The organism is Gaiella occulta (assembly GCF_003351045.1).
GTDB lineage: Bacteria > Actinomycetota > Thermoleophilia > Gaiellales > Gaiellaceae > Gaiella > Gaiella occulta.
On record NZ_QQZY01000002.1, the window covers coordinates 121730 to 142165 of the forward strand.

Here is a 20436-nt window from a genome sequence, read left to right on the forward strand (position 1 = left end):
CGTAGAGTAGGGCAGGTGACGCCGCTCGAGTCTGTTCCGAACGTGTCCGAGGGGCGCGACCCCGCGGTGGTCGCCGCGCTCGCAGCCGCGTTCTCGGGGTCGGCGCACCTGCTCGACGTGCACTCGGACGCCGACCATCACCGCTCGGTGCTCACGCTCGTCGCCGACGACGACGCACTCGTCGACTCGCTCGTCGCCGGCATCGCGGCCGCGGCGTCGCTCGTCGACCTGACCGAGCACACCGGCATCCACCCGCGCGTCGGCGCCGCCGACGTCGTCCCTCTCGTGCCGCTCGACGGCGACATGGGGCGAGCGCGACGGGCGGCTCTCGAGGTGGGTCGGCGGGTGGGCGGGGAGCTCGGCCTGCCCGTCTTCCTCTACGGCGAGAGCGGCGGCGGGCGCCGGCCGGCGTTCTTCCGGCGCGGCGGCCCGGACGAGCTGCAGCGACGCGTCGACGCGGGCGAGCTCGCGCCGGACTTCGGCCCCGCGCGGCTGCACCCGACCGCGGGCGCGGTGCTCGTCGGCGCGCGCCCGCTGCTCGTCGCCTTCAACCTCGAGCTCGCGGAGGACGACCTTGCCGCCGCGCGGGCGATCGCGGCGGCCGTGCGCACGTCGAGCGGCGGCATGCCGGGCGTGCAGGCGCTCGGGCTGCGTCTCCCCTCGACCGGCACGGTGCAGGTGTCGCTGAACGTCATCGACGTCGCCGCCGCGCCGCTCGCCGACGTCGTCGCGCGCGTCCGCGAGGAGGCCGCCGCACGGGGGGTCACGGTCGCGCGCGGGGAGCTCGTCGGCCTGCTGCCGGAAGCGGCCGCGGCACCGGCCGGAGCGCTCGCGCTCGAGGCGCTGCCCGACGACCGCGTGCTCGAGCGCCGGCTGCGCGCGCTCGGGCTCTAGGCCGTGGTCGACGCCTCCTGCGGGGCGGCGCTTCGGCGCGGAGCGCCTCCGCATCGCGCCCGCGCGTAGACTCGCCCTCCGTGGACGACGCGCTGCTCCTGACCGGCGACGACCTGACCGTGGACGACGTCTGGGACGTGGCCGTCGGAGGGCGCGCCGTCGCGCTCTCCGCGACGGCGAAGGAGAAGATGACGGCCTCCCGGGCGCTGCTCGAAGAGAGCAGAGGCGAGCACACCTACGGCGTCAACACCGGTTTCGGCCGCTTCGTCTCCGAGTCGATCCCCGACGACCAGGCCGAGGAGCTGCAGCTACGCCTCCTGCGCAGCCATGCCTGCGGCGTCGGCGCGCCCTATCCCGACGAGGTCGTGCGCGCGGCGATGTTGCTGCGCGCGAACGCCCTCGCCAAGGGGTACTCGGGCGCGCGCGTGACGACGGTCGAGCTGCTGCTCGCGATTCTCGACGCCGGCGTCGTCCCGTACGTGCCCGCCCGTGGCTCGGTCGGCGCCAGCGGCGACCTCGCGCCGCTCGCGCACCTGGCGCTGCCGCTCGTCGGCGAGGGTGAGGCATGGGTCGGCGGCGAGCGAGTGCCGGGAGCCGAGGCGCTCGCGCGCGCGGGGCTCGAGCCGGTGCGCCTCGCGGCGAAGGAGGGGCTCTCGCTCGTCAACGGCACCCAGTTCATGACGGCGATGGCCGCGCTCGGTCTCGTGCGCGGGCGCCGGCTGGCCATCGCCGCGGACATCGCCTGCTCCATGTCGCTCGAAGCGCTGCAGGGCTCGCTCGCGAGCTTCGAGGAGGCGATCCACAGGGCGCGGCCCCATCCGGGGCAGCTCGCGTCGGCGGCGAACGTGCGCCGGCTGCTCGAGGGCTCCGCGATCATCGAGTCGCACCGCTGGTGCGACAAGGTGCAGGACGCCTACTCGCTGCGCTGCGCGCCGCAGGTGCACGGTGCGTCGCGCGACCTGCTCGACTACGTCGGCCGCACGGTCGCCGTCGAGATCAACGCCGCCACCGACAACCCGCTCGTCCTCCTCGACGAGGGCACGATCGTCTCCAACGGCAACTTCCACGGCCAGCCCGTCGCGTTCGCGCTCGACTGCCTCGCGATCGCCGTCGCGGAGCTCGCGAGCATCTCCGAGCGGCGCGTCGAGCGCATGGTCAACCCGAGCCTGTCCGACGGTCTGCCCGCCTTCCTCACGCGCGAGGGTGGCATCAACTCCGGGTTCATGATCCTCCAGTACGTCTCGGCGGCGCTCGTGTCCGAGAACAAGGCGCTCGCCCATCCCGCCAGCGTCGATTCGATCCCGACGAGCGCCGGGCAGGAGGATCACGTCTCGATGGGCAACGCCGCCGGGTTGAAGGCGCTGCAGGTTCTCGCCAACGCCGAGGCGTCGTTGGCGATCGAGCTGCTCGCCGGCGCGCAGGCGGTCGAGTTCCTCGCCCCGCTCGAGCCGGGACGTGGGGTTGCCTGCGCCCGAGCCTTCGTTCGCACGCTGTCGCAGCGGCTACGGGAGGACAGGTCGCTCTCGGCCGACATCGAGCGCATGGCGGCTGCGCTGCGCGACGGCAGCCTCGCCGCCGCCGTCGAGTCGGAGATCGGAGCGCTCGGCTGATGGCACGGCGGCACATCCGGCGGGAACGGCGCGAGTTGCGGATTCCGAAGCACCCGTACCGCGACACGGCGATCCTGAACGCCACCATGGCGGTCGTGCTCGTTCTCGTGGCAGCGCTGACGGGCGGCGATCTCGTGCGCGCCCTGACGGTCGCCGTGGCGTTCCTCGTCGTCGCGACGGCCTGGAGCTGGTGGAGGCTGCGTGAGCGAATCAGGGAGCAGGATCGGCGCGCCGCGGATCGGAGCGGCACGCCCGGGACAGGCGGCGACGGAGAGGAGAGCGGACGGGGATGAGGGACGTGGACACGGCTGTGGAGGCGCTCTGCGGCGATCTGTCGGCGATACGCGCGCCTCGCGGATCGGCGCTGAGCGCGCGCTCGTGGCAGACGGAGGCGCCGCTGCGGATGCTGCTCAACAACCTCGATCCCGAGGTGGCCGAGCATCCGCAGGAGCTCGTCGTCTACGGCGGGTCGGGCCGCGCGGCGCGCTCGCACGACGCGCTGCGCGCGATCGTGCGGACGCTGCTGCGGCTGGCGGACGACGAGACGCTGCTCGTGCAGTCGGGCAAGCCCGTGGGGGTGTTCCGGACGCACGAGGGCGCGCCGCGGGTGCTCATCGCGAACTCGCTGCTCGTGCCGGCCTGGGCGTCGTGGAGCGAGTTCCGCCGCCTCGAGGCGGCGGGGCTGACGATGTTCGGCCAGATGACGGCGGGCTCGTGGATCTACATCGGCACGCAGGGGATCTTGCAGGGCACCTACCAGACGTTCTGCGCCGCCGGCGAGCGGCACTTCGGGTCGCCCGATCTCTCCGGGCGCACGATCTTGACGGCGGGGCTCGGCGGCATGGGCGGCGCGCAGCCGCTCGCGGCGACGATGGCCGGGGCGGCGATCCTCTGCGTCGACGTCGACCAGCGATCGATCGATCGCCGGCTCGCGACCCGCTACGTCGACGAGCAGGCCGGCACGCTCGACGATGCGCTGGCCCGCGTCCGCGCCGCCGCGGCGGCGCGGCGACCGCTCTCCGTGGCGTTGCGCGGGAACGCCGCCGACGTCTTCCCCGAGCTCGTCGCGCGCGGCGAGCGCTTCGATCTCGTCACGGATCAGACGGCCGCCCACGATCCGCTCACGGGCTACGTCCCCGCCGAGGTGCCGTTCGAGGAGGCGGCCGGCCTCAGGGCGCGGGATCCGCAGCGGTACCTCGAGCTCGCGTCGCAGTCGATCGTGGCTCACGTGCGCGCGATGTGCGACTTCGTCCGCATGGGATGCTACGTTTTCGACTATGGCAACAACCTGCGAGGTGAGGCCCGTGCCGGTGGGCTAGAGGAAGCGTTCTCATACCCGGGCTTCGTCCCGGCCTATATCCGGCCCCTGTTCTGCCGCGGCATCGGCCCGTTCCGTTGGGCGGCGCTGTCAGGCGATCCGGCAGACATCGCCGTCATCGACCGCGCGTTGCGGGCGTTGTTCCCCGATGACGTGCTGCTGCAGCGTTGGCTTGCGATGGCTCCCGGCAAGGTCGCCTTCCAGGGTCTGCCGGCACGTATCTGCTGGCTCGGCTACGGCGACCGTGTGAAGGCCGGCCTCGCGATCAACGAGCTCGTCCGCGTGGGCGAGGTGTCGGCGCCGGTCGTGATCGGCAGGGATCACCTCGACTCCGGTTCGGTTGCCTCCCCCTACCGCGAGACCGAGGCGATGCAGGACGGCTCCGACGCGATCGCCGACTGGCCGATCCTCAACGCGCTACTCAACACCGCGGCGGGCGCGACCTGGGTCAGCGTGCACCACGGCGGCGGCGTCGGCATCGGGAACTCGATCCACGCGGGTATGGTCGTGCTCGCCGACGGCACGGCCGACGCGGCGGCGCGGCTCGAGCGCGTGCTGACAGCCGATCCGGGCACGGGCGTGATGCGGCACGCCGACGCCGGCTACGAGGAGGCGCTCGACGCCGCCCGCGCCGGCGGGCTCGACCTGCCGAGCGCGCCGCTGTGAGCCGGTTGCTCGTCCGCGACCTCGCGCAGGTCGCCTCTCCGGCGGGCTCGGGTACGCCGCTGCGCGGAGCCGACCTGCGGCGCCTGGAGTCGATCGAGCACGCCTACGTCCTCTGCGGCGACGGCGCGATCGAGGGCGTCGGCCGTATGCGCGACCTGCCGGCGCTCGAGGGCGAGGTGGAGGAGATCGACGGCAGCGGGCTCTCGGCCGTCCCCGGGCTCGTCGACTGCCATACGCATCCGTGCTTCGCCGGCGACCGCGTGCACGAGTTCTCTCTGCGTGCGGGGGGAGCGAGCTACGAGGAGTTGCATGCGACCGGCGGCGGCATCCTCTCGACCGTCCGTGCGACCCGCGCGGCCACGGCGGAGGAGCTCACGGCGGCGACGCTGAGGCATCGCGGCTGGATGCGCGCGCACGGCACGACGACGTTCGAGGGCAAGTCGGGCTACGGGCTCGACCGCGACACCGAGCTCGTGCAGCTCGAGGCGGTGCGGGCGGCGGGCGGCGTCCCGACCTGGCTCGGCGCCCATACGGTGCCGCCCGAGTTCGACGGCGCAGACGCCTACCTCGACTTCCTTCTCGCCGACGTGCTCCCGGACGCGGCGCGGCTCGCGGAGGCGGCCGACGTCTTCCTCGAGCACGGCTCCTTCGACGCGGCGCAGGCGCGGCGGTACCTCGTCGCATGCCGCTCCGCGGGGCTTGCGCTGCGGCTGCACGGCGACCAGTTCAGCGAGTGCGGCGCGATCCCGCTCGCCGTCGAGCTCGGCGCACGTTCGGTCGACCACCTCGAGGCGACTGGGCCCGAGGGGGTGGCGATGCTCGCCGCGAGCGGCGTCGTCGGCGTGCTGCTGCCCGCGAGCGCGCTCTTCCTCGGCCGTCCCATGCCGCCGGCGCGCGCGCTCGTCGACGCCGGCGCCGCCGTCGCGCTCGCCACCGACTTCAACCCCGGCAGCGCCTACTGCGAGAGCCTCCCGCTCGCGCTCTCGCTCGCCTGCACGCAGATGAGGCTCTCCCCTGAGGAGGCGCTCGCCGCAGCCACCGTCAACGCCGCCCATGTGCTCGACCGCGGCGACCGCTGCGGGCGGATCCGGCCGGGCTGCCGGGCGGACATCGTCCTGCTCGACGCGTCCGACTGGCGCCATCTCGCCTACCACTTCGGCGGTGACGTCGTCCACACCGTGATCGAGGGCGGGTCGGTCGTCTTCCGTCGCAGGGCATAATCGTCCCATGGCCACCGAGAAGCAGCGGCGCAGGCGCGCCAAGGAGAAGCGGCACGAGTACGACATCGTCTATATCGACGCAGACGGCAACGAGGTGCCCGTGGAGCCGGAGGACAAGCCGCGCAAGCCGCCTGCCAGGGCCGCGGGCCGCGGCAGGGCGTCCGCCAAGCAGAAGCCCCGCAGCCGGACGGCGAGGCCCGTGCAGCCGCCTTCCTGGCCGAGGGTGCTCAAGCGCGGCGCGATCTTCGCGCCGATCTTCCTCGCCACGGTGCTGCTCCTCGGCGGCGGCAAGATGTCGATCCCGTCCGCGGTCGTGCAGACCGTGCTGCTGATGGCCGTCTTCATCCCGTTCAGCTACTTCATGGATCGCGTCGTCTGGCGGCAGTACCAGAAGCGCCTCGGCAAGACGGGATAGCGGTCGCGGCGGCGGGGCTAGACTCGTCCGCAGCCATGGCCCTTGCCGTCGACCAGCTCCCGCTCCCGCCGCTTCAGACGAACACCTACATCGTGCGCGCCTCCGCGGCCGCGCGCGAGGCGGTGGTCGTCGATCCGAGCGGCGATGCGGCGACGATCCGCCTGCGGCTCGCCGCACTGGGCGCGCGCTGCGCCGCGATCCTCGTCACGCACGGGCATTTCGACCACATCGTGAGCCTGGCCGATCTGGCCGAGGGCACCGATGCGCCCGTGTATGCCCCCGAAGGCGAGCGCGCGCTGCTCGAGCACCCCGCGACCTTCACGCCGCCCGGCATCGAGATCCGCCCGTCGACAGCCGACGTCCTGCTCTCGGGCGGGGAGACGATCGAGGCGGCGGGCATCGCATTCGCCGTCACGCCGGTGCCGGGCCACTCGCCGGCGCACCTGGCCTACGGGGCAGACGGCGAGGTGTTCTCCGGCGACGTCCTCTTCGCCGGCTCTGTCGGCCGCACCGACCTGCCGGGCGGCGACTGGGGCACGCTCGAGGCGTCGATCCGCAGGCTGATGGACACCTACCCGCCCGACACCGTCGTCCATCCAGGACATGGGCCGCAGACGACGCTCGGCGCCGAGCTCGCGCGCAACCCGTTCCTCGCCGACCTGCGCGCCGGCAGGCCGGGCGGATGAGCGGCAGGATCGAGCGGCCGCGCGGCACGCATGACGTCGTGCCAGCCGAGATGCCGCTGTGGCAGCGGGTCACGGGCGAGATCGAGCGGCTGTGCGGCCTCTACGGCTACCGCAAGGTGCTGACGCCCGCGTTCGAGGACACCGCGCTCTTCGCGCGCACGTCGGGCCAGGGCTCGGACGTGGTGCAGAAGGAGATGTACAGCTTCAGCGACCGCTCCGGCCGGCCGCTGACGCTCCGCCCCGAGGGGACCGCGCCGATCTGCCGCGCCTACCTGGAGCACGGCATGCACCGCGACCCGCAGCCCGTGAAGCTCTTCACGATCGCGCCCATGTACCGCTACGGCGCGCCCGGCAAGGGACGCTACCGCGAGCACTGGCAGGCGTCGGTGGAGGCGATCGGCTCCACCGACCCGTCGATCGACGCGGAGCTCGTGCAGCTCTACGACGCGCTGCTCCACCGCCTCGGCGTGAGCGACTACCACCTCGAGCTGAACTCGATCGGCTGCCGCGCCTGCCGGCTTCCGTACCTGACGCGCCTGGAGCAGTGGCTCGACGCACACGCGGATCGGCTCGACGAAGGCACGAGGGAGAAGGCGGCCACGAGCCCGTTGCGGGTGTTCGACAACTACCTCGCAAAGCCCGAAGCCGTGCGGAGAGCACTGGACGAGGCGCCGAAGATCGGCGAATCGCTGTGCGAGGAGTGCGTCGCGCACTTCGCCGCCGTCCGCGCCGATCTCGACGCCGTCGGCGTCGCCTACACGCTCGTGCCGACGCTCGTGCGCGGCCTCGACTACTACTCGCGGACGACGTGGGAGTTCATCGGGCCGATGGAGAACGAGAACTCGACCATCTCCGGCGGCGGCCGCTACGACTACCTCGTCGAGGAGATCGGCGGCCCTGCGACACCGGGCGTCGGTTTCGGCGCCGGCCTCGAGCGGCTGCTGCTCGCGCTGGAGGCGGCGGGCGCCGGCGCCGAGGCGCCGGCGATCGACGTGTTCTTCGCGTTGCAGGACGGCGCACCTCGACAGGCCGTCGCGGTGTGGCTCGCCGAGCTCCGCCGTGCCGGGGTCGCCGCCGACACGGACTACGCGGGACGCTCCCTGAAGGGGCAGCTCACGCAGGCGGCGCGCCTCGGCGCGAGCGCGACGGTGATCGTGACGGCGGAGGGTGCCGTGCTGCGCCGCGCCGGACAGCGGGACGAACCGCTCGACCACGAGGCGATCGTCGGCAGACTGTCGCGATGAGCTGGCGCGACCTCATGTGCGGCGAGCTCCGCGGGGAGCACGTCGGCACGCGCAAGACGCTCGCCGGCTGGGCCGCGCGTCGCCGCGACCACGGCGGCCTCGTCTTCGTCGACCTGCGCGACCGCACCGGCATCACGCAGCTCGTCATCAACCCCGAGCGTGCGCCCGAGGCGGCCGAGCTCGCAAAGGAGATCCGCAACGAGTTCGTGTTGCAGGCCACCGGCGAGGTCGTCGCGCGCGCCGCGGACGCCGTCAACCCGAACCTCCCGACGGGCGCGGTGGAGGTACAGGTCGAATCGCTGCGCATCGTGTCGCGCTCGACGCCGCTGCCGTTCCAGCTCGACGAGGACAACGTCGACGAGACGCTGCGGCTGCGCTACCGCTGGCTCGATCTGCGGCGCGACAAGCTGCAGCGCAACATCCGGCTGCGCGCGCAGATGGTGGGGATCATCCGACGGCACATGGAGGCGGCCGGCTTCCTCGACATCCAGACGCCGATCCTGTTCAAGCCGACCCCGGAGGGAGCGCGCGACTTCGTCGTGCCGAGCCGGCTGCACAAGGGCCGCTTCTTCGCGCTGCCGCAGAGCCCGCAGATCCTCAAGCAGCTGTCGATGATCGCCGGCTTCGACCGCTACTACCAGATCGCGATCTGCTTCCGCGACGAGGATCTTCGCGCCGACCGCGTGCAGGAGATCACGCAGCTCGACATGGAGATGTCGTTCCCCGACCGCGATGTCCTGTTCGCGCTCATGGAGGAGACGTTCGCCGCGGTCTGGCGGGAGTGCGTCGGCGTCGACATCCCGCGTCCGTTCCCGCGCATGACGTTCGCGGAAGCCGACCGTCGCTTCGGCTCCGACAAGCCGGACACGCGCTTCGCGCTCGAGATCGAGGACGCGACCGCCGCGACCCGCGGCTCGGCGTTCGGCGTCTTCGCGGGGGCCGAGGCGGTGCGGTTCCTGCGCGTGCCGCGGGCGCTCTCGCGGTCGGAGATCGCCGCGCTCCAGGATCGTGCACAGGAGCTCGGAGCGAAGGGCCTCGCGTATCTCGTCCGCGACGGCGACAGCGGCGAGGTGCGGTCGCCCATCGCCAAGTTCCTGTCGCAGGCCGAGCTCGATGCCTTTGCCCTCGCGCCCGGGGAGACGCTGCTGTTCGCGGCCGGCGCGTGGGCGCTGACCTCGCGCGTGCTCGGCGCGCTACGCGTGCACCTCGGCCGCGAGCTCGGCCTCGTCGACGAGGACGCCTTCACGTTCCTGTGGGTGACGGACTTCCCGATGTTCGAGTGGGACGAGGACGAGCAGCGCTTCAGCGCCGTTCACCATCCGTTCACACGCCCGACCGACGAGTTCGTCGACACGTTCCACGAACGGCCGGGCGAGGCGCTCGCATACGCCTACGACCTCATCGTCAACGGCAACGAGCTCGGCGGCGGCTCGTTCCGGATCCACGAGCCCGACATCCAGTCGAGGGTCTTCGACCTGCTCGCTCTCAGCGAGGAGGAGCAGCGGGCGAAGTTCGGGTTCCTGCTCGACGCGCTCGCGATGGGGGCGCCGCCGCACGGAGGCATCGCTCTCGGGATCGACCGCATGACGATGGTGCTCGCAGGAGAGCCCAACCTGCGCGACGTGATCGCCTTCCCGAAGAACCAGGCGGGGCTCGACCCGATGAGCGGCGCCCCGTCGGCGGTGACGCAGGCGCAGCTCGACGAGCTCGGCATCCGTCTCGTCGCGCCCCCCGGAGGCTGACGTGGAAGCCGCCGTCGCGCAGCGGCTGCTCGCGTTGGCCGCCGTCGCCTTCCTCGGGGCGCTCGCGGCGCTCGCGGTGATCGAGCATCGTGCCTCCGGCGCCGCTGCGACGAGCACGCCGATCGGCGCGGCTGCGCCCGGAGGCGCCTGGTACGGCGCGCTCGCCGCCTCGCGCGGGACTGCCGGAGACGCCGAGCGAACCTCGTGCGGTCTCGTGCTCACCGCGAGATCCCTCGGCGTCACCCATCCCGTGCTGCCGTGCGGCGCCAAGGTGATCATCCGCTTCGGCGGGCAGGCGCTGTTGACCGAGGTCATCGACAACAGGCTCGAGAGCGCCGGCCGGCAGTTCGAGCTCACCGAGGCGCTCGCCGCGCGCCTCGGGCTGAACGGCACGCAGGAGATCGACTGGCGCTTCGCCGTCGCGCCGACGCGCAGGTAGGCTCTCGCTGCTCGACCCTGTGCGTGGCCCCGGGTTTCAACGTGAACCAACGATCACGTCGAGGGAGCGCGAGTCCGTCCGAGGCGTTGCCGGAGGGCGGCAGTGCACCCACCTGGCTTGCCAGGTTCGCACCGGCCCGGGGAGTCATCGGCAGGGTGGAGCACCTCTTCCTCGGCGCCGCGGGAGCCCGCGCAGCCTTCCTCGATGGGCGTGAGCCGCTAGCGTTCCGGTTGTGGGCTCCACGTACCTCGCACAGGACGACCCGGCGATCGAGTCGTGCCGCGGCGCGGCCGGCGCGAAGCCGCAGACGGCCCGGGATGGGCGCGAGTCACTCTGAGCGAGCGCACGCGAGCGATCACCGGGGTCGACCATGTCCAGGTCGCCGCGCCGCCCGCCTGCGAGGAGGAGGCGCGTCGCTTCTACGGCGCGCTGCTCGGCCTGGAGGAGATCGCGAAGCCACCGCTGCTCGCCGAACGCGGAGGGTGCTGGTTCCGGGTCGGAGCCCACGAGCTGCACGTCGGCGTGGCCGATCCGTTCGTGCCGGCCCGCAAGGCCCACCCGGCGCTGCGCGTCGCCTCGCCGGAGGAGCTGCGGAAGCTTGCGCGCCGACTCGAGGCCGCCGGAGTCGGCATCACCTGGGCCGACCGCGCAGAGATCCCGGGTGTCGAGCGCTTCCACGTCTCCGACCCGTGGGGGAACCGGCTCGAGCTCGTCGCGTAGGTCCCGCCCGCAGCATGCCTGCCGGGCGACGCCGGCGCGAGCGCGTCACACATCTGTCGCACAGCTGCTGCAGTCGCGGCACATTTGCGCAGCTACGGTGTTCTCAGGGCACCGGGGGTGCCCCTGGGGGACGTTGGGGCTCGGTGCGGCTGGTTGCGGCTCGTGTGTGCCCGGCGTGCGCCGCGGCCGGTCGTTCGGCGCCTCCTGCCCGACCGTCGCGCGCCGCGCCGGCCCGGACCTCTCGGTTGGCACGATCGCGGGGCAGACGGGATGCCGCGCCCGCGCCGGGTGCGAGATCCGGGCTAGCCTGACCCGATGCCTCCGCTCGAGCTCATCGGCGATTCCGCCCGGGGCGCCGACTATGCCGCCGTCCGCCTCGTCGTCGACGGCGACCGCATCGTCGAGGCCGACGCACCCGGCCTGGAACGCGATCTCGCCGGCCTGACGCTGCTCGATGCCGCCGCCGTCCCCGGCACCACGCTCGCTGCCGACGCGCTCGCCAACGCGCTCGCTCCCGCCTTCCATGCCGAGCCCTCTCCGGCGCGCATCGCCGTTGCGATGAGCGGCGGTGTCGACAGCGCCGTGGCGCTCCTTCGCGCCGGCAGCGACGCGATCGGCGTCACGCTCCGCCTCTGGCTCGATCCGGCCGGCCCGAGCGCCGAGCGCGCCTGCTGCTCCCCCGATGCCGTCATCGCCGCCCGCGAGACGTGCCACCGGCTCGGGTTGCCGCACGTCACGCTCGACCTCCGCGAGGCGTTCCGGGCAGCCGTCGTGCAGCCGTTCGTGGACGGCTACGCGGCGGGGCTGACACCGAACCCGTGTATGCGCTGTAACGGCGTGTTCCGCTTCGGCGCGCTCGTCGCGTTCGCCGAGCGCGCCGGCGCGCGCGCCCTCTGGACGGGCCACTACGCACGTATCGTCGAGCGCGAGGGCATGCGCCTGATCGGATGCGGGGCGGACGCGAGCAAGGACCAGTCGTACATGCTCGCGACCGTCGATCCCGCACTGCTGCACCGCGTCGCGTTCCCGCTCGCCGAGCACACGAAGAGCGACACGCGCGCCGAGGCTGCCGCGGCCGGGCTCGCCGTCGCCGGCCGCTCCGAGAGCCAGGAGGCGTGCTTCCTGGCAGGCGCCGACTACCGCGCATTCCTCGAGCGGCAGGGGCTCGAGGCCGAGCCGGGGGCGATCGTCGACGAGCGCGGCACCGTCCTCGGCCGCCACGACGGCATCTGGCGCTACACGCCGGGGCAGCGGCGCGGCATCGGGGTCGCCGCGCCCGAGCCCCTCTACGCGCTGCGCACCGACCGCGCGACGAATGCCGTCGTCGTCGGGCCGCGCTCGGCCCTCGCGTCGACGGTCGTTCACGCCCGCGGCCGCGTCTACCTGCCCGTCGAGCGCGGGCACGCCAAGCTGCGCTACCGGTCGCAGCCCGTTCCGGCGCGCGTCGAGCCGGAGCCGGGGGGATTCACGCTGCGCCTGGAGCGCCCGGTGGACGCGGTCGCGCCGGGGCAGGTCGCCGCCGTCTACGACCGCGACGCGATCGTCGCAGCGGGCGTCATCGCCGGATCGAGCGGGTAGGATCCTCCCGATGTCCGTGCTCGCCTTCAGCGCCGCTGACGCCGCCTACTGGGGGCTCGCGATCTTCCTCGTGCTCGTCGGCCTCGCCACCGCCTACATGCTGCTCCGGCTCGGCCAGACCTTCGAGCGCCTGTCGTCGTTCGTGCGCGGCACGGAGCGCGAGCTGCTGCCCGTGATCGCGAAGACCGGGGCGACCGTCGACCGCATCAACTACCAGCTCGACAAGGCCGACAGCGTCACCGACAGCGCCGTCTCGATCGCCGACAGCGCCGACACGGCCGTCCGTGCGGTCTCGGCCGCGATCGCCAGGCCGGTCGAGAAGGTGTCCGGCCTCGCCGCAGGCGTCTCACACGGCGTCTCCCAGCTGCTCAAGACGAAGAGCCTCGGCGACGCGGCGGCCGCTGCCAGGGAGGCGGCGCGGCGCCGCGAGGCGGACCTGCGCGCCGACCTGCACGATGCGGGACGGACGCCGGCGGAGAGCGAGCGGCCGCCGGCTCAACCGCGCCCCGTCGCGCAGCCGAAGCCCGACCCGTGGCCGCGGCCGCACCCCGTGCCGAAACCCTCGCCGGCGCCGGTGCCGCCGGACGAGCCCGCCGCGGCATAGTCCGTGGCCCAACGGGCGCGGTTTCGCGTAGCGGCGCCGCTACGATCGCGTGATGCGCACGACCGCCGAGCTCCGCGAGGGCTTTCTCTCCTTCTTCGAGGCGAGAGGCCACCTGCGCTTCCCCTCCTGGTCGCTGATTCCGCCGCCGGAAGACCCGTCGACGTTGTTCGTGTCCGCCGGCATGCAGCCCCTGAAGCCGTACTTCTCCGGGGCCAAGCAGCCGCCGGCGCCACGCTTCACGACCGTGCAGAAGTGTCTGCGCGCGGGAGGCAAGGACACCGACCTCGACCAGGTGGGGCAGACGGCGCGGCACGCGTCGATGTTCGAGATGCTCGGCAACTTCTCGTTCGGCGACTACTTCAAGGACGGCGCGATCGACCTCGCCTGGGAGTTCGTCACCGGGGAGATGGGGCTCGACCCCGACCGGCTGTGGGCGACCGTGTTCGCGGGCGACCCGGTGCTCGACCTCGGCGAGGACGACGTCGCCGTACGTGGCTGGCTGCGCAAGGGCCTGCCGCGCGACCGCATCGTGCCGTTCCCGCGCTCCGACAACTTCTGGGGCCCGGCCGGCGAGACCGGCCCGTGCGGCCCTTGCTCGGAGCTGCACCTCGACCGCGGCGAGCGGTACGGCTGCGGCCGCGACACGTGCGGCCCGAACTGCGAGCACTGCGACCGTTTCATCGAGTTCTGGAACCTCGTCTTCATGGAGTACGACCTGGCAGCCGACGGGTCGCTGACGCCGCTGCCGAAACAGAACATCGACACGGGCATGGGGCTCGAGCGCGGCGCGATGCTGCTGCAGGAGGTCGACTCGATCTTCGACACCGACGGCTTCCGGCTCATCATGGACTGGATCGAGCACGAGTCAGGCGTCGGCTACGGCACGTCGCCCGAGGCGACGAAGGCGCACCGCGTGCTCAGCGACCACGGCCGCGGCATCACCTTCCTGATCGCCGAGGGCATCACTCCGGCGAACGAGGGCCGCGGCTACGTGCTGCGACGCCTCATCCGGCGCTCCGTCGTCCAGGCGCGCCGGATCGGGCTGCCGGCGGTCTATCCCCTGCCGGCGATCGTCGTCGAGCAGGTCGGGCCCTGGTACCCGGAGGTGGTCGAGCACGCCTCGTCGATCGAGCGGATCGTCCGTGCCGAGGAGGAGCGGTTCCGCGAGACCCTCGACCGCGGCATGAAGGAGTTCGAGGCGCTCGGCGGCGCCGGCGACATCTCCGCCGACGACGCGTTCCGGCTCGCCGCCACCTACGGCTTCCCGGTCGAGCTCACGGTCGAGCTGGCGGCGGAGCGCGGCCGGCAGGTCGACGTCGAGGGCTACCGGATCGCGATGGCACGGCACCGCGAGATCTCCCGCGGATCGGGCGAGAAGGGCGCGGTGCAGCGTGCCGCCGACTTCGCCCGCTGCGCCGGTTTCACGACCGCGTTCGTCGGCTACGCGAAGACCGACGTGCTCACGCAGATCGGCGCGCTCGAGGACCTCGGCGACGGCACCTTCCTCGCGAAGCTGCGCGAGTCGCCGTTCTACCCGGCCGGGGGCGGCCAGGTGACGGATCACGGCACCATCGCCCTCGACGGCGACCCGTCGCTGCAGGCCGAGCTCGTCGAGGCATTCCGCTTCGACGGCGACCAGGCGCTCCTCTTCCGCGGCGCGGGCTTCGCCGCCGGCGACCGTGTGCGGGCGCTCGTGCCGTGGAGCATCCGCTTCCCGACGATGGCCAACCACACCGCCACCCACCTCCTGCAGGAGGCGCTGCGCGAGGTGCTCGGCGAGCACGTCAAGCAGGCCGGCTCGTCCGTGCGTCCCGATCGGCTGCGCTTCGACTTCACGCACGCGGTCGCGCTCACGCCCGAGGAGCGCGAGCAGGTCGAGCTGCGCGTCAACCGCGCGATCTTCGAGAACCGGCCGCTGCACGTGTTCGAGACGCCGATCGAGGAGGCACGCAAGCTCGGCGCGATGATGCTGTTCGGCGAGAAGTACGGCGACATCGTGCGCGTGGTCGAGATCGAGGGCGTCTCGCGTGAGCTGTGCGGCGGCACCCACGTCCGTACGACCGCGGAGATCGGCGCGTTCACGATCACCTCCGAGGGCTCGGTCGGCGCGGGCGCGCGGCGTATCGAAGCGGTCACCTCGGGCGAGGCGTTCGCGCTGCTGCGTGCGCGGTCGCGCGAGCTCGACGAGGTGCGCGCCGAGCTCGAGCGGCTGCGCAAGGAGCTGAAGCGCAAGCAGGCCGCCCCGAGGGCCGCCGGCCCCGTCGAGATCGAGGCGGCCGTGCGCACCGCGAGGGGCGTCAACCTCATCGTGCAGGCGGTGGACGGGCTCGACGGCGACGCGCTGCTCGACCTCTCCGACCGCTTCAAGCAGCGGCACGCGCCCGCGGCGGTCGTGCTCGGAGGCGTCGACGACGGCAAGGTGACGCTGATCGCGAACTTCGACCCGACGGTGGCGGAGAAGGTGAGCGCGTCCGACGTCGTCAGGGCGGCGGCGGCGCACGTCGGCGGGGGCGGGGGCGGCCGGCCGACGATGGCGCGCGCAGGTGGGAAGGACCCCGCGAAGCTGCCCGACGCGCTCGCCGAAGCCGAGCGCCTGATCCTCGCCGCGCTCTAGCCGTGCGCGTGCTCGCGCTCGACTACGGCTCGCGCCGCACGGGCGTCGCGGTCTCGGATGCGACGGGGACGCTGGCGCGGCCGCTCGGGGTCGTCGCGAGCGCCGCCGCCGACACGGGGCTCGACCGCATCGCGGTGCTCGTCGCCGCGCACGAGGTCGAGCGGGTCGTGGTCGGGCTGCCGCTGACGTTGCGCGGCGAGCACGGCAAGCAGGCACGGGAGACCGAGCGCTTCGTGACGGCGCTGCGCGGGCGGGTGCAGGTGCCGGTGGAGACGTTCGACGAGCGATTCACGACGGCGCTCGCGGCCCGCACGCCGTCGGGTACGCCGGAGGACGCCAGGGCCGCCGCCCACCTGCTGCAGAGCTGGCTCGAGCGGGAGGCACGCCGGTGAGGCGCGCGCCCGCGCTGCTCGCGCTCGCCGCGGCGGGACTCGTCGCCGCTCTCGCCCTGGCCGGCTGCGGCGGCAGCGGCGCCGCGCCCGGCACGACCACGACGGCAGCGACGCTCGAGCGCCTGCGCATCATCTTCCCGGAGGGGCTGAACGTCCGCGAGATGGGCGCGCGCGTCGCCGAGGTGCGCCGCATCGCGATCGCGAAGCGGGGCGTGACGCCGAAGCTGACGCGGGCCTCGTACCTGGCAGCGGCGAAACGGGCGCGGCCGCCGAAGGCGTTCGTCGCCGACTGGAAGCGCGGGCACATCGAAGGCTTCCTCTTCCCGGCTCTGTACGAGTTCTCACAGGTGACGACCGGAAGGGAGCTCGTCGACGACCAGCTCGCCGCCTTCCGTCGCGCGTTCGCGAAGGTCGATCTCCGCTACGCGCGCTCGAAGAGGCTGACGCCGTACGACGTGCTCACGATCGCCTCGATGATCGAGAAGGAGACGGTCGCGCCGGCCGAGCGCAAGCTCGTCGCCGCCGTCATCTACAACCGGCTGCGCAAGCGGATGCCGCTCGGCATCGACGCCACGATCCGCTACGGCCTCGATATCCCGGGAACGGCGTCGCTCACGAAGACGGCGCTCCGCAGCGACACGCCGTACAACAGCCGCCGCTTCCCCGGGCTGCCGCCGACGCCGATCGCCAACCCGGGTCTCGCCTCGTTGCAGGCCGCTGCTCATCCGGCACGGGTCGACTACCTCTACTACGTTCGCATCCCCGGCACGAAGCGGCACTTCTTCACGGCGGACGAGGGAGCGTTCCTGCGCAAGGTGTGCGCATTCGGCTACGCCTGCTCGTGAGCGCGGCGGAGCGGGACGCGCAACGGTCGAGCGCCCGCGCAGCAGCCGCGATACTGAGGAGGTGATCGAGATCCGCGGCACGACCACCCTCGTCGGCCTGCTCGGCTGGCCGACGTCGCACTCGCTGTCGCCGCCGATGCACAACGCCGGCTTCGCCGCGCTCGGGCTCGACTGGGCCTACGTCCCGCTTCCCGTGCCGCCCGACCGTCTCGCCGACGCGGTGCGGGGCGTCGCCGCCGCCGGCTTCGCGGGGGCGAACGTCACGATCCCGCACAAGCAGGCCGTGATCACGCTGTGCGACGAGCTCGACGAGGTCGCCCGGCGCGCCGGCTCCGTCAACACGCTCGTGTTCGACGGCGGACGCGTACTGGGCTCGTCCACGGACGGGGACGCGGTCGTGTCCCGGATCGAGGCCGGCGGCCGGCGCGCCCTCGTGCTCGGTGCCGGGGGCGCGGCGCTCGCGGTCGCGGAGGCGCTCGAGCGCGCGGGGGCCGCCGTCACCGTGGCGAGCCGGCGCGATTCCGGCTGGCCGCCGTCCGCGGGCGGCTTCGACATCCTCGTCAACGCGACCCCGCTGAAGGAGGAGCTCGTCGTGGCGCCGCACGCGCGCCTGCAGGTCGTCGACCTCGCCTACCTGCAAGACGGCCGCGACACGGCGCTCGTCGCCGCAGCGCGCGCCGCGGGCTGCGAAGCGGTGGTGGACGGTCTCGACGTGCTCCTCGCGCAGGGGGCCGCCTCGTTCGCGCGCTGGACGGGGCGTGCCGCCCCGACCGCCGCCATGCGCGCCGCCCTGCGCGCCGCGCGCCCCTGACACACCGTCGCCTGGACGGCGGCGCGCGTCTAGGATCGAGCCATGACGCTCGGCATCGTCACCGCCGGCGAATCCCACGGTCCCGCCCTGGTCGCCGTCCTCACGGGGCTGCCCGCCGGGCTGCGGCTCGACCGGGGCTCCGTCGACGCCGACCTGCGCCGCCGGCAGCAGGGCTACGGCCGCAGCCCGCGCCAGCAGCTCGAGACGGACGTGGTCGAGGTTCTCTCCGGCCTGCGCCACGCGCGCACGCTGGGAACGCCGTTGACGCTCGTCGTCCGCAACGCCGATCACCGCAACTGGACGTGGGGCATGAGCCCGTGGGAGCCGGAAGGGGAGCCCGCCGGCAAGGGGACGAAGCCGGTGACGCTGCCGCGGCCCGGCCACGCCGACCTCGCCGGCGTGCTCAAGTACGGCCACGCCGACGTCCGCGACGCGCTCGAGCGCGCGAGCGCCCGCCACACGGCGACGCACGTTGCCGCCGGCGCCGTCGCGAAGGCGCTGCTGGCCGAGATCGGCGTCACCGTCGCGGGGCGGCCGCTCGAGGTGGGCGGCGCGCGCGGCGAGAACGGCATGCGCGAGGCCACCGACGCCGCGCGCAAGGATCGCGACACGCTCGGCGGCATCGTCGAGGTGGTCGCCAGCGGCTGTCCGCCGGGCCTCGGTTCGTACGCCGAGAAGGGCGACCGGCTCGACGCCCGGCTCGCGTTCGCGCTGATGGGCATCCAGGCCGTCAAGGGCGTCGAGGTGGGGGACGGGTTCGCGCTCGCCCGCGTACGCGGCTCCGAGGCGCACGACGAGATCGACCCGGGGCTCGTGCGGCGCACGAACCGCGCCGGCGGCCTCGAGGCGGGGATGACGAACGGCGAGCCGGTCGTCGTGCGGGCGGCGATGAAGCCCCTGCCGACGCTGATGAAGCCGCTCGACTCGGTCGACCTCGCCAGCGGCGAGCCGTCGCAGGCGCTCGTCGAGCGCAGCGACGTGCAGGCCGTCGAGGCGCTCGCCGTCGTCGCCGAGGCGGCGGTCGCATGGGAGCTCGCGCGCGCGGCCCGGGAGAAGTTCGGCGGCGACGCGATCGAGGACTTCGTCGCCGCCCACCGCGCGTACCTCGACCGCATCCAGTGGCCGCGAACGCGCTAGGGCGACACCTGGCGCTCGCCGGCTTCATGGGGGCCGGCAAGACGACGCTGGGGGAGCGTGTCGCGCAGCGGCTGCGCCGGCCGTTCATCGACCTCGACCGCGAGATCGAACGGCGCACCGGCTCGACCGTCGCCGACCTGTTCGCGCGGGGCGAGAGCGCTTTCCGCGCCGTGGAGGAGGAGGTGGCCGCCGACGTGCTCGCGGCCGCCGAGCCCGCGGTCGTCGCCCTCGGCGGCGGTGCGGTGCTGTCGGAGGCCACGCGCCGGCGCCTGCGCGAGCGGGCGTTCACGGTGCTGCTCGAGATCGAGCCGGACGTGGCGTGGCAGCGGGTGCGGGACGCGGGCCGGCCGCTCGCGCAGCGGGAGGAGGCGTTCCGCGCGCTCCTCGACGAGCGGCAGCCCGTCTACGACGCCGCCGCCCAGGGGCGCGCACGTGACCTGGACGGGATCGTGCTCGCCGCTGCCGGTGTGCACGTGCAGATCGGCGCGCTCGACCTGCTCGCCGAGCTCGTTCCCGGCGCGGCCCCGGTCGAGATCGTCGCCGACGCCAACGTCGCAGGCATCCACGGGGTCACCGCACAGCTCGCCCTCGGCGACCGCGACGTGGCCACCCACGAGGTGCCGCCCGGAGAGGCCGCGAAGGCGATCGCCGTGCTCGAGCGCCTGTGGCGGGCGCTGCGGATCGGGCGCGACGGCACGATCCTCGCGCTCGGCGGCGGCTGCACCACCGACCTCGCCGGCTTCGCCGCCGCCACCTACATGCGCGGCGTCGCATGGGTCGCCGTGCCCACGACGCTCGTCGGCCAGGTGGACGCCGCGATCGGCGGCAAGACCGCCGTCGACCTCCCGGGCGGCAAGAACCTCGTCGGCGCCTTCCACTGGCCCACCCGGGTCGTCATCGACGCCGGCGTGCTCGAGACGCTCCCCGCAGCGGAGCGGGCGAACGGCATGGCCGAGGTCGTGAAGACAGGACTGCTCGCCGGCGAGCCGTTCTGGGAGCTGCCCGAGCACGAGCTCGTGCGCCGCTGCGCCGCCTACAAGGCGGCCGTGTGCCTCGCCGACCCGCACGACCGGGGGCCGCGCACCGTGCTCAACCTCGGCCACACCTTCGCGCACGCGCTCGAGGCCGCCGCGGGGTACGAGCTGCCGCACGGCCGCGCCGTGGCGCTCGGCCTGGTCGCGGCGCTGCGGCTGTCCGGCAACGACGAGGCGCTCGCCGTCGTCTCCCGGGAGCTCGCGCCGGAGCCCGTCCGCGTCGATCGCGATGCCGCCTGGGCCGCGCTCGCGCGCGACAAGAAGGCGCGCGGGCGCTCGCCGCGGCTCGTCCTGCTCGAGCGCAGCGGTGAGCCGCGCTTCGGCGTCGAGGTGCCCGTGGCCGAGGTGCGCGCCGCGCTCGACGACCTGATCGTCGACTAGTGCGGCGTCTCGCAACGTTCCACCGGAAAGTCTCGTTGCGAGACGCCGCACTCGATGCTCGCTGCACGCGGTCCAGCAGCTCCGCT

At 73.5% G+C, this 20436-nt stretch carries 19 protein-coding genes; all 19 read left to right on the plus strand.

Annotation, left to right across the window (positions count from 1 at the left end):
• The first annotated feature begins 15 nt into the window (after window positions 1-15).
• The 19 genes from ftcD to Gocc_RS04220 all read left to right on the plus strand — a co-directional run bounded on the left by ftcD (window position 16) and on the right by Gocc_RS04220 (window position 20350).
• Window positions 16-894, plus strand: coding sequence for a glutamate formimidoyltransferase (gene ftcD / locus Gocc_RS04135; RefSeq protein ID WP_114795286.1), 879 nt, complete (start codon window positions 16-18; stop codon window positions 892-894).
• An 80-nt stretch (window positions 895-974) separates the two neighbouring features.
• On the plus strand, window positions 975-2504 hold the full coding sequence (hutH, locus tag Gocc_RS04140; RefSeq protein WP_181813353.1) for a histidine ammonia-lyase: 1530 nt from the start codon (window positions 975-977) through the stop codon (window positions 2502-2504).
• Window positions 2504-2797 carry a hypothetical protein gene (locus tag Gocc_RS04145; RefSeq protein ID WP_114795287.1) on the plus strand — a complete coding sequence of 98 codons (294 nt, stop codon included), beginning with the start codon at window positions 2504-2506 and terminating at the stop codon, window positions 2795-2797. The genes hutH and Gocc_RS04145 overlap by 1 nt, the downstream gene beginning before the upstream one ends.
• Before the next feature lie 5 nt (window positions 2798-2802).
• Window positions 2803-4488: a urocanate hydratase gene (hutU, locus tag Gocc_RS15975; protein WP_181813354.1), complete on the plus strand. Its 1686-nt coding sequence runs from the start codon at window positions 2803-2805 to the stop codon at window positions 4486-4488.
• Window positions 4485-5708: an imidazolonepropionase gene (gene hutI / locus Gocc_RS04150; RefSeq protein ID WP_181813355.1), complete on the plus strand. Its 1224-nt coding sequence runs from the start codon at window positions 4485-4487 to the stop codon at window positions 5706-5708. Before hutU ends, hutI begins: the two co-directional genes overlap by 4 nt.
• A gap of 7 nt (window positions 5709-5715) precedes the next feature.
• Window positions 5716-6123: a hypothetical protein gene (locus tag Gocc_RS04155; RefSeq protein ID WP_114795288.1), complete on the plus strand. Its 408-nt coding sequence runs from the start codon at window positions 5716-5718 to the stop codon at window positions 6121-6123.
• Window positions 6124-6158: 35 nt separating this feature from the next.
• Window positions 6159-6809, plus strand: a complete 651-nt coding sequence (locus Gocc_RS04160; RefSeq protein WP_114795289.1) for an MBL fold metallo-hydrolase — start codon at window positions 6159-6161, stop codon at window positions 6807-6809.
• Window positions 6806-8053, plus strand: a complete 1248-nt coding sequence (hisS, locus tag Gocc_RS04165) for a histidine--tRNA ligase (protein WP_114795290.1) — start codon at window positions 6806-6808, stop codon at window positions 8051-8053. Before Gocc_RS04160 ends, hisS begins: the two co-directional genes overlap by 4 nt.
• Complete coding sequence (aspS, locus tag Gocc_RS04170) at window positions 8050-9795, plus strand: aspartate--tRNA ligase (RefSeq protein WP_114795291.1); 1746 nt, start codon at window positions 8050-8052, stop codon at window positions 9793-9795. The genes hisS and aspS overlap by 4 nt, the downstream gene beginning before the upstream one ends.
• A 1-nt stretch (window position 9796) precedes the next feature.
• Window positions 9797-10234 (plus strand): hypothetical protein, encoded by a 438-nt coding sequence (locus Gocc_RS04175; protein ID WP_114795292.1) that lies wholly within the window; start codon window positions 9797-9799, stop codon window positions 10232-10234.
• A 354-nt stretch (window positions 10235-10588) separates the two neighbouring features.
• The gene (locus tag Gocc_RS04180) at window positions 10589-10954 is read left to right on the plus strand and encodes a VOC family protein (protein ID WP_422717980.1); all 366 of its coding nucleotides are present in this window, start codon (window positions 10589-10591) and stop codon (window positions 10952-10954) included.
• A 315-nt stretch (window positions 10955-11269) separates the two neighbouring features.
• On the plus strand, window positions 11270-12532 hold the full coding sequence (mnmA, locus tag Gocc_RS04185; RefSeq protein WP_114795293.1) for a tRNA 2-thiouridine(34) synthase MnmA: 1263 nt from the start codon (window positions 11270-11272) through the stop codon (window positions 12530-12532).
• Between the two features lie 10 nt (window positions 12533-12542).
• A complete protein-coding gene (locus Gocc_RS04190) occupies window positions 12543-13136 on the plus strand; it encodes a DUF948 domain-containing protein (RefSeq protein WP_114795294.1) in 594 nt (197 codons plus the stop codon).
• Between the two features lie 52 nt (window positions 13137-13188).
• Window positions 13189-15750, plus strand: coding sequence for an alanine--tRNA ligase (alaS, locus tag Gocc_RS04195; protein ID WP_220150441.1), 2562 nt, complete (start codon window positions 13189-13191; stop codon window positions 15748-15750).
• Window positions 15751-15752: 2 nt separating this feature from the next.
• Window positions 15753-16142, plus strand: a complete 390-nt coding sequence (gene ruvX / locus Gocc_RS04200; RefSeq protein WP_114795296.1) for a Holliday junction resolvase RuvX — start codon at window positions 15753-15755, stop codon at window positions 16140-16142.
• On the plus strand, window positions 16139-16987 hold the full coding sequence (gene mltG, locus Gocc_RS04205) for an endolytic transglycosylase MltG (protein ID WP_114795297.1): 849 nt from the start codon (window positions 16139-16141) through the stop codon (window positions 16985-16987). The genes ruvX and mltG overlap by 4 nt, the downstream gene beginning before the upstream one ends.
• A gap of 61 nt (window positions 16988-17048) precedes the next feature.
• Complete coding sequence (locus Gocc_RS04210) at window positions 17049-17798, plus strand: shikimate dehydrogenase family protein (RefSeq protein WP_220150442.1); 750 nt, start codon at window positions 17049-17051, stop codon at window positions 17796-17798.
• A gap of 42 nt (window positions 17799-17840) precedes the next feature.
• Window positions 17841-18935 carry a chorismate synthase gene (locus Gocc_RS04215; RefSeq protein WP_114795298.1) on the plus strand — a complete coding sequence of 365 codons (1095 nt, stop codon included), beginning with the start codon at window positions 17841-17843 and terminating at the stop codon, window positions 18933-18935.
• Entirely contained in the window at window positions 18917-20350 is a 1434-nt protein-coding gene (locus tag Gocc_RS04220) for a bifunctional shikimate kinase/3-dehydroquinate synthase (protein WP_181813356.1), read from the plus strand. Before Gocc_RS04215 ends, Gocc_RS04220 begins: the two co-directional genes overlap by 19 nt.
• Window positions 20351-20436: the final 86 nt, after the last annotated feature.